Here is an 18,724-nt window from a genome sequence, read left to right on the forward strand (position 1 = left end):
CTAGAAAATTATATTCAACAAGCCTGCATTTATGCAGGCTTTGTTGTCTCTGGAGCTATGGGAAGGGCCAGCTAACGGAGCCTTTTTTATTTACACTGTCTTAGTCTTAGACACTCTATCTCCTTAAAATTACATATAAATCTTGGCACACAAAGTGCATCTCTATAGGTATAGAGGGGAAAATATGAAAACACTTATCAAATCAATTTTAGTTCTATTTGTTGCACTTAACTCATTTGCTTACCAGCAAATCTTTGCAACTTCTGGTGATTTAAAAATTAGAACTAAGTATCATGGTGATCAAGATATTAGATCAATTAGAATTTTTGGTGATACAGTAAGTGCTTACTCTAAAGATACTAATGGTAGAGATTATAATGATGTTCTTTTCAAAATTACGAAAGAATATACACAGTACAAGGAATTCCTATTTGATATTCTAGAGAAGGGTGATTTTGTTATCCTTCCTAATAAAACAGGTAAGATTGAAGATTTAGAGATTATCTACAATGGTAAAAAGTATAGCTTTATTGAAGCGGCTCTCTTCTTAAATAGAAAAGACCTTTGTGGCCTAGGGATGGAGTGTCCAACAAGTAATGCTGCTATAAATGATGGAAGAAGAACAACTGCGCCAGGTACGCAAGGACCACTAAGAAGAGCAGACGCTAGAAAAGTTGATTACATGACAAGAGTAAATATCTTCTAATAAGAGGAAAGATTAAGATAATTCTTCAGCTAATTTATTAATATGGGCAAGCATTCTTTCACGAGTCTTGTCCATAAGGTCTCCAATATCATCCATCGTCATTCCTTCTGTTGAAATCGGCTCAAGAGCTTCAATGATAACTTTTCCAGGCCTAAGTTTTCTTAGATCAAATGACTTTTCATATTCAGAAAATACGACAGGATAAATTGGCAGCTGTCCTTGGATGGCAACTACAAATGGGCCCTTCTTAAATGGTAGAAGTCCGCGCCCTTTAGAACGAGTTCCTTCTGGCATAATCCATACATTACAATTATCTTCTTTAATTGTTCGTGCAACTTCGGCCATGGCCTTCCAGGCTTTTGTTCGGTTTGTTCTATTAATTAAAATATTTCCCGCGAGGTAATACATTTGGCCAAAGATAGGAATCCAAACGAGAGATTGCTTTCCTAGCGAAACTGTTCTTTTCGGTAGCGCTGGGCCAACAAAGAAAATATCGAGGTTAGATTGGTGGTTAGAAATGATTACTGAATTTCTAACGTCTTTATGGTCTTTCTTTACTCTTGCATCAATTTTAATATGTAAGAATAGGCGAGTAAGCCACGAATAGTAATTGGCGATAAGGTAAGTATTCCCTCGGTTCGCTGGGCGAAACATACAGATTGGAATCCAGATTAGAGTACCAATAACTAAAAATAGTCCTGCAATGAATAGACGAAAATACATTAAAAGCATTTTTACTTTATAGCATAGGAATTATCTGTGTCAGACTATAAAATGAAAGTGTGTTAACGCTATTTATAATTAACTGTTAAAACAGTGTAATTAATAAAACAGAGCCAATTGCCATAAGAATCCCAAGTCCTTTTGGTACAGTTAATGAGATATTCTCAACAAATATATCCCATAAGACACTTGTCACCATTTGGGCCGCGATTAGACCTACTGTTGTTTTAACGGCGCCAAGTTCATAGATTCCTAGAGGGAGCCCTACAACAAATAAGAATCCAAAAAAACCTGGGATGACATACCACCACCTAAATTGGAATTCTTTTAAGCGAACAAACTCAGGAAAGAGTTCAGGGTTATGTTTAACGAAAAAGAAGAATCCAGTACAAACAACGAGAGTAACAAAGTTTCCAAGAAGGGCCATCCAAGTAAGTCCAATATCATTTGTCATTAATCGGTTTAGTGCACCTTGAAGGATACCAATACAACCAATAAATAGGGGAACAATTATTGCTAGGTTATTTGTCATCTACTCTTTTCCTTTATTTCTTTAGAAGTGTTAATCCCTTAAGGTAGTCGCCTTCAATAAAGCCCTTGAGAGATGGACAATCACCAGTAAGCTTAAGTGATCCTGTGATACTAATCTTACGGTTGCCAATATATTCTTTGATCTTATTTTCAAATTTCTTACGTGTAATTGAATGTGTATTTAAAAAGATATGTGCTTTTCCACCCTTATTTAAAATCATATCAAATAGAGGAATCATATCTTTGTATGCATCAATAGCTTTGGAAACTTTCTTTCCATCACTTGATGCACTTGGAGGGTCACAAATAATTAGATCAAACTTCTTACCTTCGGCCTTGAACTTCTCGAGGGCCTTGATTGTCGGCATACAAAGTGATTCATGGCCTTCACTCGTTTCGTTAAGCTCTAGGTTTTCATGTAGCCAATCAAGGTACTTTTGCGATAGATCAACACTTGTTACATCTGTTGCACCTTGCTTGAGGGCAAATAAAGAGTAAGCACCTGTATAGCTATAAAGGTTTAAAACACTTTTCCCATTAAAGTCATCTTTTACACGATCTCTAATGGCCGCCATGTCAGTGTAGATTCCAATATCATAGAATTGGTTAAGCTTGATCTGATACTTAACACCAAACTCTTCTATGATGAAATTATCTTCTTTTAGTTGTTTATTAGTCGCACAGTAGAATTCTTTCTTGCGCTTAAGGTTTCTTTTCTGAACCCAAATCGTATCTTTAGGGTAGAAATCTTTTACAATCTTTAGAACATCACTTTCAAAGTGATTCCAAAAGTTTGCATAGAATTGAATTAAGATTCTATCCTTTAAACGTATAATGAATAGTCCTGGTAGATAATCCGACTCACCAAAGGCTAGGTAGTAGTTTTCTCGATTGTCGATATTTCCACGTGCCTCAAAGCTTGCTTGCATACGCTCACGTAATTCAAAGTAAAACTCCTTTGGACCAAGGTGAGAAGAGCCTTCGCCAATTCTCCAAATTCTAGCGAGTACACTATCGTGAGTTGGATCATTAAGCATTACAACAAATTTCGCATCATCGTTCTTAACTTCATCAAGCTTTGCTGTAATAAAAGGAGATCCCTTTGGAAACTTTAAAGAGTACTTATCTTTTGTAATCCAAGGATGACCTTTGAAAATATATTTAACACTAGCAGGGTGTAGTTCTACCCTAGGTGTTCGAATGCGTGGACGACCTGCGGTTTTCTTGTTCATTGTTACTTTTCTTTTTCTATCTTAATACGATACTGAAGGTTGTTCTCTAGCAAGAGAAGAAGTTTATTTGTAATCTCAAAAGGATTTGAGAGTTCAAGAACGCCAAATTCTTGTAAACGAAATTTCGTTTCAAGATCCATATCACGGTATGGATCAAAATTTTGGCAAAAGAGTTGTAGCTCTTCTAGTAGCTCATCATTGAGATAGAAATCAGGATGATCAATATTTTCTGATTGCTGTTCAATAGCATGCTTTTCATTTCGAATGTGAAATAACTCTTCTTTATTTTCCATGGAATATTGTTATTTCAGATACATAGCGTTACGTCAAGATAGGAGGTCTATTTTGGCAATTTTATCTTTTCTATCGATTTCACTTATCGCTCTTTTCATACCTGCAGAAAGACTAATCGAAAGGTTTAACTTATTGAAATTTCGAATGCGTTCTGAGTACCAAAGAGGTAAGGACTTATTAATTGAAGTATCCCAGCTCAATCTGATGGGAGATCTATCGCAACTATCAAATTATAAATTCTATGATTCTCTAGTTTGTGAAATTGCTCAGATTGCAAAAGAATTTGGCGCTGCAACAAGTCGGACCCTCGCAAAAATGCGCCATGCTCTTTCAAATGATCTACAAATAGAGAAAAAGGTCTCAGGAACAATCAATGAGACCCTCTTTCAGTTTCTTATGGCCATGGGCCTTACATTTGCTCTCAATATCTTTGCAACTAATATTCTTGGGCTAAAGACTGATTACTTCTTCCTGGCCTTGGCCTTCCTCTATAATATGATTGGTGTTGTTAGCTTTATTTTGTTGATCAAAAAATTAAAGCATAAATTCCTCGCACCAATTAGTAAGATCTTAAACTCCTACCTTATCTTTAAACTGATGTACGACGTTGGGACTCCCATCAATCAACTCATCCATCGTTCATCAATCAATTCGATTGTTGAGATGAAGCAAAACTTGGCAAAGGAGCTGTTTCGAAGACTCTCGGCCCTTATTGAGATGAAAAAGCACCAGGGAGTAGACATTTGTGAAGACCTAGAGTCAATTGAAATTAATTTATGGGATGATTATCGAAGTGAAAATGAAGTATTTTTACAACGATTAAAGATATTCAAATTTGCATGGCTTGTCGTCTTCTTCTTTGTGCCTTATGTCGCAAACTTTTTCCGCCTAATAAGTCATTTAAATCTTTAAGCTTATGAGCAGTTATAATTGATATTCTATCGTTTTGTAGGTACTTTATTTGGGTAATTAAAAAACAAATGGAGTCAGCTGATGGCCTATCAAAATGATAAGCAAATTATTTATTCAATGAATCGTGTTGGGAAAGTTTATAAGCAAAAGCACGTTCTAAAAAATATCTCCCTTTCTTATTTCTATGGAGCTAAGATCGGTGTTCTAGGTCTTAACGGTGCTGGTAAGTCAACACTTCTTAAGATTATGGCAGGGCTTGATCAAGACCACTTAGGTGAAACTCACTTAGCAAAGAACTACTCAGTTGGTTACCTTGAGCAGGAGCCAAAACTTGATCCAGAGTTAACTGTTAGAGAAGTAGTACAACAGGGTTGCCAAGAGACAGTTGATCTTCTTGCAAAATTTGATGAGATCTCTGCAAAATTTGCAGAACCTATGTCAGATGACGAAATGAATGACTTATTAGATAAGCAAGCGAAGCTACAAGATAAACTTGATGCAGCCGATGCTTGGACACTTGATAACCAGCTTGACCTTGCAATGGAAGCTCTAAACTGCCCTCCGTCAGAAGCGAAGTGTGGAAACCTTTCAGGTGGGGAAAAGAGAAGGGTAGCACTATGTCGCTTACTTCTTCAAAAACCAGATATTCTATTATTAGATGAGCCGACAAACCACCTTGATGCAGAAACTGTATGGTGGTTAGAAAGACACCTTCAACAGTATAAAGGAACTGTAATTGCTGTAACACACGACCGTTACTTCCTAGATAATGTTGCAGGATGGATTCTAGAACTTGACCGTGGACAAGGGATTCCTTTTGAAGGGAATTACACTGGTTGGCTAGAAACAAAAGCAAAGCGTCTTGCTCAAGAAGAAAAGACTGAGTCAAAGAGACAAAAGGCCATGAAGGAAGAGCTTGAGTGGATTCGCTCTAATCCTAAGGCACGTCAGGCGAAGTCAAAAGCTCGTATCAAAAATTATGAGGAAAGAGCAAAAATTTCAAGTGAGAAGAGAAATGAAACCAATGATCTTTTCATCCCTGCCGGACCTCGACTTGGTAATAAGGTAATTGAAGCGCACGGCGTTTCAAAAGCATTTGATGATAAATTACTCTATGAAAACCTAGAGTTCTCTCTACCTCCTGGTGGGATCGTTGGTATCATCGGTCCAAACGGTGCAGGTAAGACAACTTTATTTAAAATGATCACAGGTCAAGAACAACCGACTTCAGGAACTTTTGATGTGGGTGATACTGTTAAGCTGGCTTACGTTGATCAAGGACGTGACCTGGATCCAGAGAAAACAATCTACGATGTTGTTGCTGATGGAACTGAATTCATCAATGTTGGTGGTCAAGAAGTAAACTCTCGTGCTTATATCGCTAAGTTCAACTTCTCAGGTGAAGACCAGAAGAAGAAAGTATCTGAGCTTTCAGGTGGTGAGAGAAACCGTGTTCACCTTGCAAAGGTTTTAAAAGAAGGTGGAAACGTTCTACTTCTGGATGAGCCAACAAACGACCTTGATGTAAATACGCTTCAGGCCCTAGAGAAGGCCCTAGTGGATTATGCTGGTTGTGCCGTTATCATTTCCCACGACCGTTTCTTCCTAGACCGTCTTGCTACTCATATCCTTGCCTTTGAAGGTGACGGTAAAGTTGTGTGGTTTGAAGGTAACTTTGATGAGTATGAAGAAGATAAGAGAAAGCGTCTTGGTGATGCAGCTCTTAACCCTAAACGTTATACATACAAGAAGTTAACAAGAGACTAGAAACTTGAGAAGTGTATATAAATTTGGTGGCAGCTCTATTAAAAGTGCTGCTGCCATTAAGCAGATTGCAGACTTAATCCTAGCATGTCCAAATGATGCGCTTGTTGTACTCTCTGCGACCTATAATTCAACTAATGAACTTGAATCAATTTATTTCAATGAAGACTCCACTTCGTTAGTTGAAGCCTTTTTTGAAAAGCATAAGGTGATCGTTGATGAGCTAGAGCTTTCCGTTGATCTCTCTAGCTTTAAAAAAGAATTAATAGGTTATCTTGCACTTCCTAAATCGAGTGCCACTCTTGACTCTATCTACAGTATTGGAGAACGAATCTCTACTTCGATACTTGCAAGCTATCTTGAGCAACAGGGAAGAGAGATCTTTCATGCAGATGCTCGTGATTATATTGTCACAAATCGAAATTTTAATGAGGCCAAGGTTCTCTTTAAGAATACGAAAGCAAATTGCAAAGAGTTAAATAGCTATTCACTTATCATTACTCAAGGCTTTATTGCTCGAACAACTGATGGCCAGACTTCGACTCTTGGCCGTGAAGGATCTGACTATTCTGCTGCAATCTTTGCTTGGGCACTTGATGATGTACAAGAACTTGTGATTTGGAAGGATGTAAAAGGAGTCTATGGCCACGACCCTAAGGTTCTGACTAATGCTCCACTAATTCACAATCTCAGTTATCGCCAAACAAAGCTTCTAACTAATAAAGGAGCGAAGATTCTTTTTCACAGAACGATGAATCCTCTGATTGAAGCCAATCTTCCTCTTATCGTTAAAAGTGTATTTTATCCAAACGAAGCCGGAAGCTGTATAAGTGATGCCAAGGAAGATCATTTCTGTGCAATCTCAACGGAAAAAGATGAAGCCTCTCGAAACTTTATCACTGTTTTTGGACTTGCTCTTGAAGAGGCCAGGCTACTCAATAAGTCTTTTCAGTTAGACGAGAATAATGACGATTACTTTACGCTTGAAGTTGATGGCAAAGATCTTCGTGAGTGGATAGACCTTTTTGGTGATCAGCTATTTTCTTAGTTCTTGAATAAAGTGTCGAATAGATTGGACGATCTGCTTCACTACCGTGAACTTCGATAATTTCTTTGACTTCTTTGTTTTCAATAAAAACGACATGGTCAACACTTTGACAAATAAGCCTAAGGATTTGATCGAAGTCGATACCATTCTTACTTTCTGAAAAAATTGAGAACAATGTAGTTAATCTTAGGAGCGTATCCTTTGCACTATTGGCGTGAATGGTACTCATCATCCCTTTGTGTCCAGTATTCATGGCCAGTAAGAAAGGAATAACTTCACTCGATCTAATTTCACCTAGAATGATTCTCTTGGGAGACATCCTAAGGGCATAGCTACAATAGTCCTTTAGGCTTTTTCCTTCACTTGGGTGTGAAAGTAAGTGAGTTGAGTGTGAGATATCACCATCTATTTCTGCGACATCTTCAATGATGACGTGATGTTCACCTTCTTGGCATATTGATTTGCAGGCCCTCAGAAAGCTAGTTTTCCCACTTGCCGTGGAGCCGGCAATAACAATATTTTTGTAATTGGAAATAAGTTCAGTCATGAGACTCTGCGCATCCTTATCTTCTGTGAAATTTGAAACTTTAAAATTCTCTTGTGAGTGAACTCGTAGAAATGCCTTTGCTTGTGACTTAGGTGAAAGGCATGGGTGGGTAAGGCTGACACGAAGATCAATCGCATTGCCACTTATCACTCGCGTATCTTTAAATGAAGCAAATGGTGTACTGAAGCTCCAGTCGATACTAAGCTTTTGTGTTAGAAAGACAAGGCTTAGAACAAAGTCCTCATTACTTAGAAATTCTACTTTAAGGTTTAGATTATCTTGCTTGTGAACTTCGATATCACTAGGAGAGTGAATAATGAATTCGTTTGCATCATAAAGCTTTAAAAGGTCGTCAATATAGCTTTGATGATAAACCTTATTAAACCAATCCCTTATATCTTCTAGGTTTGTGATGTCTTTTTCTTGCAGATTATTTCTTTCTAAAGTTTCTAAAATAATTTCTTCAAAATTTAAGTGAATAGTCTTCTTGGACTTTTCTGTTAAAAGCATTTTAAATTCATTGAAAAAGTACTGGTTAATTTGTGACATATATATTTCCTATTTTAATTTAGCGATAGCAATAATTCTTTTATACGTTTTAAATTTTGCAGACGAAGAAAATAGCTTTCCAAGTATGGGGATCTGACCAAGAATAGGAAGTCTCCTGCCGGCGTTGTCATCAGTCGTTAAATCGATTTCAAACATTTGAATCGGGACTCCTTTTTTAATGAGAAAACTCGACTCTTGTGCACTCCCGTTTATATAGGTATCACCATTTGTCTGTCCCATCGGTCTCGTTAGCTTTGTGCTATATTTTACTTTGTATCTGTTATTTATTTTTTCAAGAAGCATCTCAATTTTTAGTCCAGCAAATCGCCATTGAGTATTATTGCCATTGTTATTCGTTGTCGTGGTAAAAGGGATATCTGAACCCATTTGAACTGTTGATTTGTTATTTGTGCGTAAAAGGATTTTTTGAGTCGCTAGCGTCGACACATTATAATCAGTATTTCTAAAGACAATGCTCTGACTTTTTGCTAGTGCTGATGCACCCTCATCGAGTAAATCGGAAAGAGCGACGTCGACTTGATCAAGACCGAAATTAATCTCTTTTCCATCCATTCTTTCAATTTGTATAATTCTCATTTCAAGCTTATGGTTAACGAGATTATTAAACCTTTGAGAGAGAAAGAACTTAACCATGAGCTTACTTTGTAGTGGCGCTAAGAACTTCTTATCTTTTAAGATCTCTTCGTTAGTAAAGCAGTGGATATCAATCTTGGATTTTTCACAGCGAATATCATCGTAATAATTTTGAAAAAAGCTGTGGTGAATTTCGCCAATGATTTTCTTAGCGACTTTATCTTTAAGTTCACCCTTAAAGATAATACTCTTATTCTTATTGAGAAGCGGTCTAAGAACTAGGTACTGATCAAGTGTCGTTATATCCTGAGAGATGATTAGTTTATCACCTTTAATTTCTCCATTTATACCAAAGTGACGTAGGTTGTTTAAGACCTCAAGTACTTTAAATTGGCCTGATTTTGAGAGGACGTAAACTTCATGTATCTTCTTCTTGCCGGAACTAGTCCAAAGTGTAACAATCGATTGGCCCTGCATTTTTCCTTTAAGAAAGAGTTTATTCTGAGCTTGAATTGCTTTGCTCGATAAAACTTCTTTATTGGAAATACTGAAGTTTGATATCCCTGATAATGAAATTTCAGTGACTTGGCCTATGGCCAGAGTAATTTGATTTGAGCCAGTTGCGTAAATATTGAAATTTACGATACATATTAAGCTAATGACTTTGACAAAAGGCAGGAAACTTAGTAAAAAGCTATACTCGAAAACTGTTTTTAATTTAGATTTAAATATATTGAGGAGATTTATCATGGTATCAAGAACTCGTATTACAAGAAACAAGCGTAATGCTAAAAAAACAAAAATGGGTGCTAAAAGAAAAGCGCATAACAGAAACAAGGGAACTACTCCTAAGTTTAAAATTCATCTAGATTAATATTTAATTATTTTTCAGATATAGAAAGAGGGCCAAGACATTGGCCCTTTTTTATTGCCCAAATGTGTTTTGAAGCACTCGCTTATCTTGTCTAACAACTAAAGGCTCAGCTTCTTCACCTCTAAAGCATATGTGAAGTAGGGCGCTTTTATAGATATCTTCACATGGGTTCTTTTTCTTTATAAATCGAAAATCCTCTTTCTTAATTCCGTTCTTTGCCATTAATTCGCTAAGTACTTCAAACATGTGGTTTTTGTCAGAGTCGTATGTATAAACAATGACTTCACGTGCATGAATGCTTGTACATAATAGGATTGTAATAAGGCTAAATTTCAATTTCATAAGCTCCTCCTTTGGACTTAGGTAGATCTGTAACTGGATAGGAATCTAGCTCTAAAGCCTTGTAAGGAGCAATTCTATTCAAATCTGAAATAGAAATTTTTACGAGATAAATAGGGACTTCTTCATCGTTTAGTTTTTTCACAATCTTGGCCTTATTTGTGATGTGTGTAGGGCCTGCATATAAAGACACATACTCTTCACTTCCTACTAGGTTGGTCATTTCATTTAATTTAAGCTTAAGGAGCCTCTCGTTTTTTTCCACTGTAATATGCTCCTCTGGAAGTCTTTGTGGCGAAGGAATTGAAAGGATATAGGTGAAGATATTGGTAAGAATCAAAGCAACCCAGAACCTAAGATAGAGGGCCTTCTTCATCTTTTCTTCCTTCTCTTTATTAAAGAGTAGTGGTGATGAAGGGGTGTCACTATTTGATTGAGTTCCAGGTTTTGATGAAGTTTTGGATTTCTCGTTGTTTAGAATTTTCAATTTTAATCTCCAGGTTAATCATAAGAATTAATGTGCTTACAAAAATTGAAGTCCATAGAAGTCCTTCAATTGTTGAATACCCTTGGGTGCCATGTGTTTTGAGGTGAGAGTGAAATCGTCTAAGATTTTTCCCTCTTCGAGTTTGAATTTTAAGGTAATAACGAATGAGTGATTTTCTGATAGGTTACTCCCTGTGTAGTGAAAGGGCATAAAGGCCTTCCATTTCTTTTCAAAGACAGCTGAAGTATCGAGCCTTCTTTTGATTTTCCATATTTTTTTTCCTAATGGGTCCGTTTTAAGAAGACCTAGAATATTAGTTGCATCACACTCAGTTATAGTTAAGAGCTTGTAGCGTAGAAAGTAGCGAAGCGCACTTTGAAGATACTTAAGTCCTTTTGCCCCATACTTCATAAATGGTTTTAGCCACGCTGCTAGGGGAAAAAATTGAGCGTAAAAGAGGCTTTTAAGACCGACGTTGATATAAGAAATTCTTTTATAGAAGGACTTGTACTCAACAATTGCCTTCTTAGAGCAGATATATGATTTATTGTAATATTTAATTATTTGGAGTTCTTCATAAGAGCGTGCCATATTTGTAAAGATAATGGCGATGAAGGCCATAAAAAATAAGACCGCAACTAGAGAAGTACTACCTCTTTCATCTAAGACCATTTGAAAATCCTAAGTGATGTTTCTCTTTTCGATACTTCAGGTATTTTCCATTTTTATTTTTTACAAACTTAATCCGTGTTTTTGAATCAAGCCACCTCTCAAGTGAGAGGAGGCTTTTACAAGAGAATGTTTTCGATGATTTTTTATTATTATGTGATTTTATTAATGAGTGCACATAAGCTTGAAAGACAATACTATTCTTACAGCGATACTTTTCGCTAACAGCTGAGCTTACGAGGAAGACGAAGACAATTAGGGTAATAGATAGAGCGTAAGAAAGTATTTTCATAATTGTGTATTAATTTACTTTTATACTCTTAGTGATTTTGTCGGATGCGTCCTCTAGTCTTTTTTGGACTCTTGTTCCAAGGGTTTTTACGGCAGTGATGCAAATGATTCCAACAAGACTTGTGATGATCATATATTCCATAACACCTTGTCCTTTATTATTTTTTAAAATCTTTTTCATATTCTTTCTCCCGGTTTGGTAAAGTTCATAAGACTGCACGGGTTATAAAATATAAAGATAGGAGAGTCTTTATCCTGAGTCTCAATGTCGGGATATATTTCAAATATGAAATAAAGGATTATTTTTCCTAGTATTTTCAGCAAGTTGCTAATAATTGTGGAGAGATTAAAATATCCTTATGAACGATAAAAGTAACTTCTACGTATTTGAGAAAAAAGAAATCTTATTGGTTGTCATCTTTGTCATCCTGGTTGCCATTACATCATTCTTCTTTGGCCTAAAGATTGGATCTAATTATGCTTTTGAAAAAGCTGGACTTAGTAATAAAGAGGAAAAAGCGATTGTTGAGCCAATGGATGAGAAGCAAAAGATTGAGCTAACATCTCCAGAAGAGGAGAAGGTTAAAGAAATAGTTCAAGACAAAGAGATAAAGAAGGTTTCTAAAGAAGAGCTTAATAAGAGAATTGAAGAATCATTAAAGCAGAAGATGGTTAATGAGTTCTCAAATGAGAATAAAGACTTCAATGATGTCGGTGTTCAAGATTCTCCTGTAGACGAGGCCGTTGCGGAAAGAGTTGCAGAACCTGTTCAGCAACAAGTCGTCGAAAACAATATCGCTGAGGAATCGACTTCAAAAACTGATGAGTACACTGGTAAATACACAATCGTAGTCGGTTCATTTGAGTCAATTGATGATGCTAAGGAATTTGCTGAAGGTTTTAGAGTTTTAGGCTTTAGCCCAATCGTAAATGAGAAGGATGTACCAGGAAAAGGTAATCGCTTCCGTGTAAGCCTTGGGGCATTTGAGAGAAGTATTGAAGCGAAGCAATATGTTAAGAAGCATCCGTCTCTTTTTGCAGGGCGTGATTATTTCTTCACAAAATTCGATTAATTCACCATTTAGAACATTTACATTTTTTATGATACGATGCCCTTATACTATTTAAGGGCATTTTTTTATGAATATTTACACACTTATTATGGCCGGTGGGAAGGGAACACGCCTATGGCCAGAGTCAACAGAATCAAAACCAAAGCAGTATCTTTCCCTTGTTGGAAATGAAACTCTACTAGGTCAAACTCTTGATCGTTTTGAAGAAAGTGTAGACTTAAAGAATCGTTTTATCATCACAACTCGTGATCAATCAGAGTTGGCGATTTCTTGCTCAAAAGATCAAATTTTTGAAGAACATATTATTTATGAACCTGCTGGGCGAAATACGGCACCTTGTATTCTTCTATCTCTTGCTGCTATTGAAGCTGCGGGAGCTAACTCGGATGATATTATTGCTGTTATGCCATCGGATCATGTCATCTTAAATAAGTCAGGCTTTAAGACCAGCTTTGAGAAGGCCGTGAAGCTTTCAAGCGATACCCAAACGATTACGACGATTGGGATTCCTCCTCACTTTCCACACACTGGTTATGGCTACATCAAAACAAGTGAAGCAGTAGGTGATGGATTCAAAGTTGATGAATTTGTTGAAAAGCCAAATTTTGAGAAGGCCAAGGAATACTTATCAACAGGTAAGTATGTTTGGAATGCTGGGATGTTTATGGCGCCACTTGGTGTTTTTAAAGAAGAATTTGCGGCCCATTCTCCAGAAATGTTTTCTTTCTATGAAGAATTGAAGGCAAGTCTTGACGACGAGGCCAAGCTTGAAGAAGTATATAATAAGATTCCAAAAGACTCGATCGACTATGCGATTATGGAAAAATCAAACCGTATCAGCTTAGTTAAGGCCGAATTTGATTGGAATGACCTTGGTTCATGGGAAGCTCTTGAACAAGTAGTTGACCGTGTGGAAGGAAACACTATAATTGATAGTAATGGAACTTTTTTAAAGGATGCGACTGGGAATATTATTTATGCTCCTGATAAGCATGTTTCTTTAATTAATGTTCAAGATCTTGTTGTCGTTTCAAATGATAAGGCCGTAATGATTGTGCCTAAGGATGATTCTCAACGAGTAAAAGAAATTGTTCAACACCTAAAAGATAACAAACGCAAAGAATTATTATAGGAGAAGTCATGGAAGTTGTTAAAAAATCTGGTGAATACACTATCGTTAAAAAGAGATCTGGTCGTTTTGCAGTTAAAGATGCAAACGGTAAGTTCGTAAACAAAGAAGAAAAAGTAAAAATTCTAACTGATGCAGGACTTATAACTGCTCCAGTTGCAAAAGTAGAAGCACCAGATGTTGAAGAAGAAACAGAAACAGAAGCTGCTGCTGAATAACTAATTTAAAAATAATAATAGAAATGGCCCCCTTAGAGGGGCCCTTTTCTTACAACTTTAAAATAGGGAGTACTTTATGCTAGTTCTTATCGTTAATATTAAGGCTAAGTCTGAAAAAACTGAATTGATTAAAACTGAGTTATTAAAACTAGTAGAAGAAACTTATAAAGAAGTTGGTTGTACCAAGTTCGATCCACATCAGGAAGAAGAAGATCCGTCGAGCTTTTGGTTATATGAAATATGGGAAACAGAGGCACATTGGAAGGCCCATATGGAAACAGAGCATGTTAAACATTTCTTGGCATTCTTTGATGAAAATGTTGAGAAGTTTGATGTTAGAAGAGCAGAAAAATTAATATAAAAATAGCTCCCAATTAAGGGAGCTTTTTTATTTCTTTATTGTTTAAGAAAGATAATTTGGTCTTTGATCGTACTCAATTGGATCTTCAATCCCGGCCTTCTGGAAGCCTCTAAGCCTTAGGGCGCATGAATCACAAACTCCGCAGGCCTTATCTCCACGAGCATAACATGAATAAGAAAATTTAAGAGGAGCACCTAGGTCAACCGCTTTTTGAACAATCTCATTCTTTGCCATATCAATAACTGGAGTGATGATTTCGATGTCACCATCTTTTGTACCTTGTTTGATTAGCTCGTTATAGGCTGCATAGTAGCTAGGGCGACAGTCAGGGTATCCTGATGAGTCTTCATTAACTGCACCGATGTAGATATTTTTTGCACCAACAACTTCTGACCATGATACGGCCATCGCGATGATGTGAGTATTTCTAAAAGGCACATAGCTATCAGGGATTTCTTCTGATTCACCCTTGTATTGTTTTACATCAATTCCGTCGTCAGTTAGTGAGCTTCCACCGATCTGCTTTAGAAAGGATACATCAATTACCTTACGAAGTGATTTGTCGACTCCGTAATAATCTGCGATTTTTTGGAAACAATCTAATTCACGTTCTTCAGTTTTTTGTCCGTAGTTAAGATGAAGAAACGCAAGATTCTCATGCTTCTCATTTGCAATTGCAGCACAAACCAACGAATCCATACCACCACTAACTAATACAACTGCAAGTTTATCACTTTTCAAAATTTATACTCCTTAACCTTATAGTCCTTCAGCAGTTTCATTAATAAATGCTAGGAACTCATCAGTTACTTTTGAAGCCTTTGCTTTCTTCTCAGAAAGTTCACCTTCTTTTTCTTGAATCATAATGTAGAACTTAATTTTTGGTTCAGTTCCTGATGGGCGAAGATACAGGCGGTTTCCATTTTTGAAGTGGTAACCAATAACATTACTTACTGGGTAATCCAGTTTTGACTCATCACCTGATTCAAGGTCTTTTACAATACCTGTTTGATAATCTTCTATAACGCGAATCTCCTGTCCGCACAAGCTTGTCGGAGCTAAGTCTCTAAAATGACTCATGATTCGTGTAATTTTTTCGGCCCCTTCTTTACCCTGGTAAACAAGATTTAGGAGAGACTCTTGGCTAAATCCAAATTCTTCGTAAATTTTATCGAGAGCTTGAATTAGGTTCATTCCTTGCTTCTTAAAATAGAGCGTGACTTCAGACATGAAAGTGATTGAAGCAACACCGTCTTTGTCACGAACAAAGTCGTGTGGAAGGTAACCGAAAGACTCTTCTGTTCCAAAGAGGAAATTTGCCGAAGGATCTTCTTTTTCGATCTTATTCATTAGTCCACAGATCCACTTGAATCCTGTTAGAGTTGAGTAAGACTTAACTCCGTACTTATCAGCGATAAGTTCTTGAAGTGGAGTCGTTACAACCGTTTTCACAAAGTATGGGTTAGCTGGCATCTTGCCATTTTCTTTAAGGTTGTGAAGCATGTAGTACAGCATCAGGATTCCGATTTGGTTTCCGTTGATGTATTGAGTTTCACCTTCGTGTTGGAAAGCTACACCAAGTCTATCTGTATCAGGGTCGGAACCAAATGCGATATCGGCACCTGTCTCTTTCATAAGATCAACGGCCATTTTCATTGCTGATGCATTCTCTGGGTTTGGAGAGCTTACAGTAGGGAAGCTTGAGTCAGGTTGAGCTTGTTCTTTCACAACTTCTACATTTGTAAATCCAAGTTGGGCAAGTGCTGTTGTACATGGAATAAGCCCTGTACCGTGAATTGGTGTATAAACGATCTTAAGATCTTTTCCATCTTGTTTACACATTTCTGGATTTACTGTTTTAGATAGGATGTCGTTATAGAAGCTTTGTTCTACATCTTCACCAACCCAACTAATGAATCCATCTTTTTCAGCTTGAGCGAAGTCCATGAATTTAACTGCATCGTACGAAGTAATATCGTAGTAACGATTGATAATATTTTTGTCATTTGGTGGAGTAACTTGTGCACCGTCATTCCAGTATACTTTGTAACCATTATACTCAGGAGGATTGTGAGAAGCTGTCACCATTACTCCAGCCTGGGCCTTGTGGTATCTTACTGAGTAAGAAAGCAATGGCACAGGGTTCAGTCTCTTGTAGATATAAGACTTAATTCCATTTGCCGCCATAACGCCACAAACTTCTTTTGCGAATTCGAAAGAGAATTTACGAGAATCGTAGCTTACTGCAATTGATGGAGTAGAGATTCCTTCTTTTGAACTATGGTCAAGAACTTCACCGGCCAGGGCCTGAGTGGCACGTCTAACTGTATACTTATTAATACGATTATTTCCTGCACCAAGGATAGAGCGAAGTCCACCAGTACCAAACTCGATATCTTTATAAAATCTTTCTTCGATCTCTTTCATGTCATCTGCGTCAATTAATCCTTGGATTTCTGCACGTGACTCTTCATCAAAATATGGGTTATTGGCCCAAGCATTAGCTTTTTCAAGGCTCGTCGTCATTTTAAAAATCTCCTGTGAAATTTATGATTGAGTATCTTGTGCTATATTCTCAAATCTAGTAGACTTAGGCAAAATATAATCAATGAAATATTGTGTTGTGTGTTAATAAAATCAAGGAGTTAACATGGCAAATAAAGAAATGAAGCACAAAGATAATGTTGCTGGAAAGTGGTATTGTACTGATCCAGATGATGATAACGGAGAAGGATGCATTGCATGTAACGTTTGTTACACGGGTGCCCCTGAGTTCTTCGCTGAAGATGAAGACGGAAATGCATACGTTGTTAAGCAGCCATCTACACCTGAAGAAGAAGAGTTATGCCAAGAGCAAATGGATGCTTGTCCAGTTGCCTCTATTGGTAATGACGGTTAATTCATTTAATTAGAATTTCATATCAAAAGAAATGAAGGCAGAGGTACGGTCAACATTGACGCCTCTGTCTCTCGTCGAGTGCTGTACTTCCATTGTGATATTAGCATCATCAAATACTTCAAATGACCTTTGTGCTCTAAAGTCAACTTCCCCCTGAGAATTAATCACTGTCCCAGTTTTTATAATAGTCGTTCCTTGAAACCTGAAGTCATTGGCAATTGTCGCTGTCTGATTTGTGTCGTAGCTCATATCAGTTTCAATATCAAAATTTTGAAACTCTGGTGTGGCCACTGTAACTCCAGCAAGAAAGTAACCATCTGCTCTTGCTACGGCCCTTGCTGTGGATTTCCCTTGGTGCACTAGGTTTAAGTCAAGTTGCTGCTTATCTGTAGAGATATCTGCATTGCTATCAATTGTGATATCGTCACTATATCGATTAGATAGTTTGAGATTTAAGTTTTGTTTATTTGGTTTGATGTCAAGATGGCCATTTAGGGTCGTATCCTCAGTCAACTTACTATTGAGGTTTACATTAATTCTTTGTTTTTTGTCATTGATCTCTACCTTACTTGTAAGCTTTGTGTCCTCTCCAAGATTACTCTCTGTTTCCATCTCTAATAATGTTAGAGAAGTAGGGACGTAGTAGCTTTGCTCTAGTAGAAGTGCCTTGTTGATTTTAACCTTTCCAATGAAGGTGTCATATTCTTGGTCTTTCATTAGGGCCATTTCAGAATCATGGTCAGTTTCAAGAGTTATACCTTCTGGAATATTTCTTTCAACATCTGTTGGTTTTATTGGATCAGCATAAGTGTCATGTGGATAGTAGATCTGAAAATATGGTTCTTGGTCTTTTATAAAAACAACTTTTACAAAGATATCTTCGCCAACTTCATCAGTAGAGCGAAACCAAGTAATTCTGGTTTTTGTTTGTGTCCTTGGTGCAATACTTAGTGAAGAGAACTCACTTAGTGCGATATCAGAAGTGAAAACTAATTCGAAGTCATCAAAATCTCTTGTATTGTAGCGTTCTTTGCCGCTATCAAAGTCACTTTCTAGACAAGTCACTTCGCCTAATTTATCAACTGTTTCAATATAGGTGGCAATGGCCTTAAGCTTTAAGGCCTTTTGCTTGACCTTAATACTTGGTTTTGGATTGTCCTCATTTGCCTTAGCGACGATGTCTGAAATATTTGAAGCTAGTTCGGCCATGTCTCGACATTGAATACAAATCTCTGCGCTAGCGCTATTGTGCCTTGGAATGTCGTCAGAAACTGCATTTTCACGCCTAATCGGAATATATTTAGGTGACTTTGATTTTGTGATTCTAACAATATCTTTGACTAGGTCTTTGGCCTTTATCTGTTTTCCATTAACATCAATCTCTTCTTTAAAGAAACTAGGCTCAATGGCCAGAGCATTGACTACAACTGAAAATGCGAGAATGGAGATAGAGATTCTTTTTAATAGCACGACTTCTTATCGGA

Annotated in this window: 22 protein-coding genes; 9 read left to right on the forward strand and 13 right to left on the reverse strand. The window is 37.0% G+C overall.

The features are described from left to right. Positions 1-184 precede the first annotated feature (184 nt). Positions 185-706: a hypothetical protein gene (locus ABMA76_RS04195; RefSeq protein ID WP_392909304.1), complete on the forward strand. Its 522-nt coding sequence runs from the start codon at positions 185-187 to the stop codon at positions 704-706. A gap of 12 nt (positions 707-718) precedes the next feature. Here ABMA76_RS04195 and ABMA76_RS04200 read toward each other — a convergent pair whose 3' ends face one another. From ABMA76_RS04200 to ABMA76_RS04215, 4 genes are all read right to left on the reverse strand, one after another. Further along, on the reverse strand, positions 719-1,438 hold the full coding sequence (locus tag ABMA76_RS04200) for a 1-acylglycerol-3-phosphate O-acyltransferase (RefSeq protein WP_393060999.1): 720 nt from the start codon (positions 1,436-1,438) through the stop codon (positions 719-721). Positions 1,439-1,514: 76 nt separating this feature from the next. Continuing rightward, on the reverse strand, positions 1,515-1,961 hold the full coding sequence (locus ABMA76_RS04205) for a DMT family transporter (RefSeq protein ID WP_392909308.1): 447 nt from the start codon (positions 1,959-1,961) through the stop codon (positions 1,515-1,517). Positions 1,962-1,974: 13 nt separating this feature from the next. Beyond that, entirely contained in the window at positions 1,975-3,192 is a 1,218-nt protein-coding gene (locus tag ABMA76_RS04210) for a class I SAM-dependent rRNA methyltransferase (RefSeq protein WP_392909310.1), read from the reverse strand. A 2-nt stretch (positions 3,193-3,194) separates the two neighbouring features. Beyond that, a complete protein-coding gene (locus ABMA76_RS04215) occupies positions 3,195-3,485 on the reverse strand; it encodes a hypothetical protein (RefSeq protein ID WP_392909312.1) in 291 nt (96 codons plus the stop codon). A 52-nt stretch (positions 3,486-3,537) separates the two neighbouring features. On the opposite strand from ABMA76_RS04215, the gene ABMA76_RS04220 reads away from it, so the two are divergent. From ABMA76_RS04220 to ABMA76_RS04230, 3 genes are all read left to right on the forward strand, one after another. After that, the gene (locus ABMA76_RS04220) at positions 3,538-4,398 is read left to right on the forward strand and encodes a hypothetical protein (RefSeq protein WP_392909314.1); all 861 of its coding nucleotides are present in this window, start codon (positions 3,538-3,540) and stop codon (positions 4,396-4,398) included. An 81-nt stretch (positions 4,399-4,479) separates the two neighbouring features. Continuing rightward, positions 4,480-6,165 carry an energy-dependent translational throttle protein EttA gene (ettA, locus tag ABMA76_RS04225; RefSeq protein WP_392859919.1) on the forward strand — a complete coding sequence of 562 codons (1,686 nt, stop codon included), beginning with the start codon at positions 4,480-4,482 and terminating at the stop codon, positions 6,163-6,165. A gap of 4 nt (positions 6,166-6,169) precedes the next feature. Then, the gene (locus ABMA76_RS04230) at positions 6,170-7,210 is read left to right on the forward strand and encodes an aspartate kinase (protein ID WP_392909316.1); all 1,041 of its coding nucleotides are present in this window, start codon (positions 6,170-6,172) and stop codon (positions 7,208-7,210) included. On the opposite strand, the gene ABMA76_RS04235 is transcribed toward ABMA76_RS04230, so the two are convergent. The 6 genes from ABMA76_RS04235 to ABMA76_RS04260 all read right to left on the reverse strand — a co-directional run bounded on the left by ABMA76_RS04235 (position 7,140) and on the right by ABMA76_RS04260 (position 11,741). Further along, on the reverse strand, positions 7,140-8,306 hold the full coding sequence (locus ABMA76_RS04235) for an ATPase, T2SS/T4P/T4SS family (RefSeq protein ID WP_392909318.1): 1,167 nt from the start codon (positions 8,304-8,306) through the stop codon (positions 7,140-7,142). The two genes, ABMA76_RS04230 and ABMA76_RS04235, sit on opposite strands and share 71 nt — an antisense overlap. Before the next feature lie 9 nt (positions 8,307-8,315). After that, positions 8,316-9,377, reverse strand: coding sequence for a hypothetical protein (locus tag ABMA76_RS04240; protein WP_392909320.1), 1,062 nt, complete (start codon positions 9,375-9,377; stop codon positions 8,316-8,318). A 448-nt stretch (positions 9,378-9,825) separates the two neighbouring features. Further along, the gene (locus tag ABMA76_RS04245) at positions 9,826-10,116 is read right to left on the reverse strand and encodes a hypothetical protein (RefSeq protein ID WP_040314888.1); all 291 of its coding nucleotides are present in this window, start codon (positions 10,114-10,116) and stop codon (positions 9,826-9,828) included. Then, a complete protein-coding gene (locus ABMA76_RS04250) occupies positions 10,100-10,600 on the reverse strand; it encodes a hypothetical protein (RefSeq protein ID WP_392909322.1) in 501 nt (166 codons plus the stop codon). Before ABMA76_RS04250 ends, ABMA76_RS04245 begins: the two co-directional genes overlap by 17 nt. Before the next feature lie 36 nt (positions 10,601-10,636). Continuing rightward, on the reverse strand, positions 10,637-11,272 hold the full coding sequence (locus ABMA76_RS04255; protein WP_392909324.1) for a hypothetical protein: 636 nt from the start codon (positions 11,270-11,272) through the stop codon (positions 10,637-10,639). A gap of 298 nt (positions 11,273-11,570) precedes the next feature. Continuing rightward, on the reverse strand, positions 11,571-11,741 hold the full coding sequence (locus ABMA76_RS04260) for a Flp family type IVb pilin (protein ID WP_021268293.1): 171 nt from the start codon (positions 11,739-11,741) through the stop codon (positions 11,571-11,573). A 178-nt stretch (positions 11,742-11,919) separates the two neighbouring features. Between ABMA76_RS04260 and ABMA76_RS04265 the strand changes: the two genes are divergently transcribed. From ABMA76_RS04265 to ABMA76_RS04280, 4 genes are all read left to right on the forward strand, one after another. Beyond that, positions 11,920-12,633, forward strand: a complete 714-nt coding sequence (locus ABMA76_RS04265) for an SPOR domain-containing protein (RefSeq protein WP_392909326.1) — start codon at positions 11,920-11,922, stop codon at positions 12,631-12,633. A 67-nt stretch (positions 12,634-12,700) separates the two neighbouring features. Then, a complete protein-coding gene (locus ABMA76_RS04270) occupies positions 12,701-13,765 on the forward strand; it encodes a mannose-1-phosphate guanylyltransferase (RefSeq protein WP_392909327.1) in 1,065 nt (354 codons plus the stop codon). Between the two features lie 8 nt (positions 13,766-13,773). After that, positions 13,774-13,980: a hypothetical protein gene (locus tag ABMA76_RS04275; RefSeq protein ID WP_392909329.1), complete on the forward strand. Its 207-nt coding sequence runs from the start codon at positions 13,774-13,776 to the stop codon at positions 13,978-13,980. 76 nt (positions 13,981-14,056) lie between these two features. Then, positions 14,057-14,341: a putative quinol monooxygenase gene (locus ABMA76_RS04280; RefSeq protein WP_392909331.1), complete on the forward strand. Its 285-nt coding sequence runs from the start codon at positions 14,057-14,059 to the stop codon at positions 14,339-14,341. A 42-nt stretch (positions 14,342-14,383) separates the two neighbouring features. On the opposite strand, the gene queC is transcribed toward ABMA76_RS04280, so the two are convergent. Both queC and ABMA76_RS04290 read right to left on the reverse strand, forming a co-directional pair. Then, the gene (gene queC, locus ABMA76_RS04285; protein WP_392909333.1) at positions 14,384-15,082 is read right to left on the reverse strand and encodes a 7-cyano-7-deazaguanine synthase QueC; all 699 of its coding nucleotides are present in this window, start codon (positions 15,080-15,082) and stop codon (positions 14,384-14,386) included. Between the two features lie 18 nt (positions 15,083-15,100). Then, the gene (locus tag ABMA76_RS04290) at positions 15,101-16,867 is read right to left on the reverse strand and encodes a phospho-sugar mutase (RefSeq protein ID WP_392909335.1); all 1,767 of its coding nucleotides are present in this window, start codon (positions 16,865-16,867) and stop codon (positions 15,101-15,103) included. Positions 16,868-16,991: 124 nt separating this feature from the next. Between ABMA76_RS04290 and ABMA76_RS04295 the strand changes: the two genes are divergently transcribed. Next, the gene (locus ABMA76_RS04295) at positions 16,992-17,240 is read left to right on the forward strand and encodes a ferredoxin (protein WP_392909336.1); all 249 of its coding nucleotides are present in this window, start codon (positions 16,992-16,994) and stop codon (positions 17,238-17,240) included. A gap of 9 nt (positions 17,241-17,249) precedes the next feature. On the opposite strand, the gene ABMA76_RS04300 is transcribed toward ABMA76_RS04295, so the two are convergent. Then, positions 17,250-18,710 (reverse strand): hypothetical protein, encoded by a 1,461-nt coding sequence (locus ABMA76_RS04300; protein ID WP_392909338.1) that lies wholly within the window; start codon positions 18,708-18,710, stop codon positions 17,250-17,252. Positions 18,711-18,724 lie beyond the last annotated feature (14 nt).

It is taken from the genome of Halobacteriovorax sp. ZH5_bin.2 (assembly GCF_043196375.1).
Lineage (GTDB): Bacteria > Bdellovibrionota > Bacteriovoracia > Bacteriovoracales > Bacteriovoracaceae > Halobacteriovorax_A.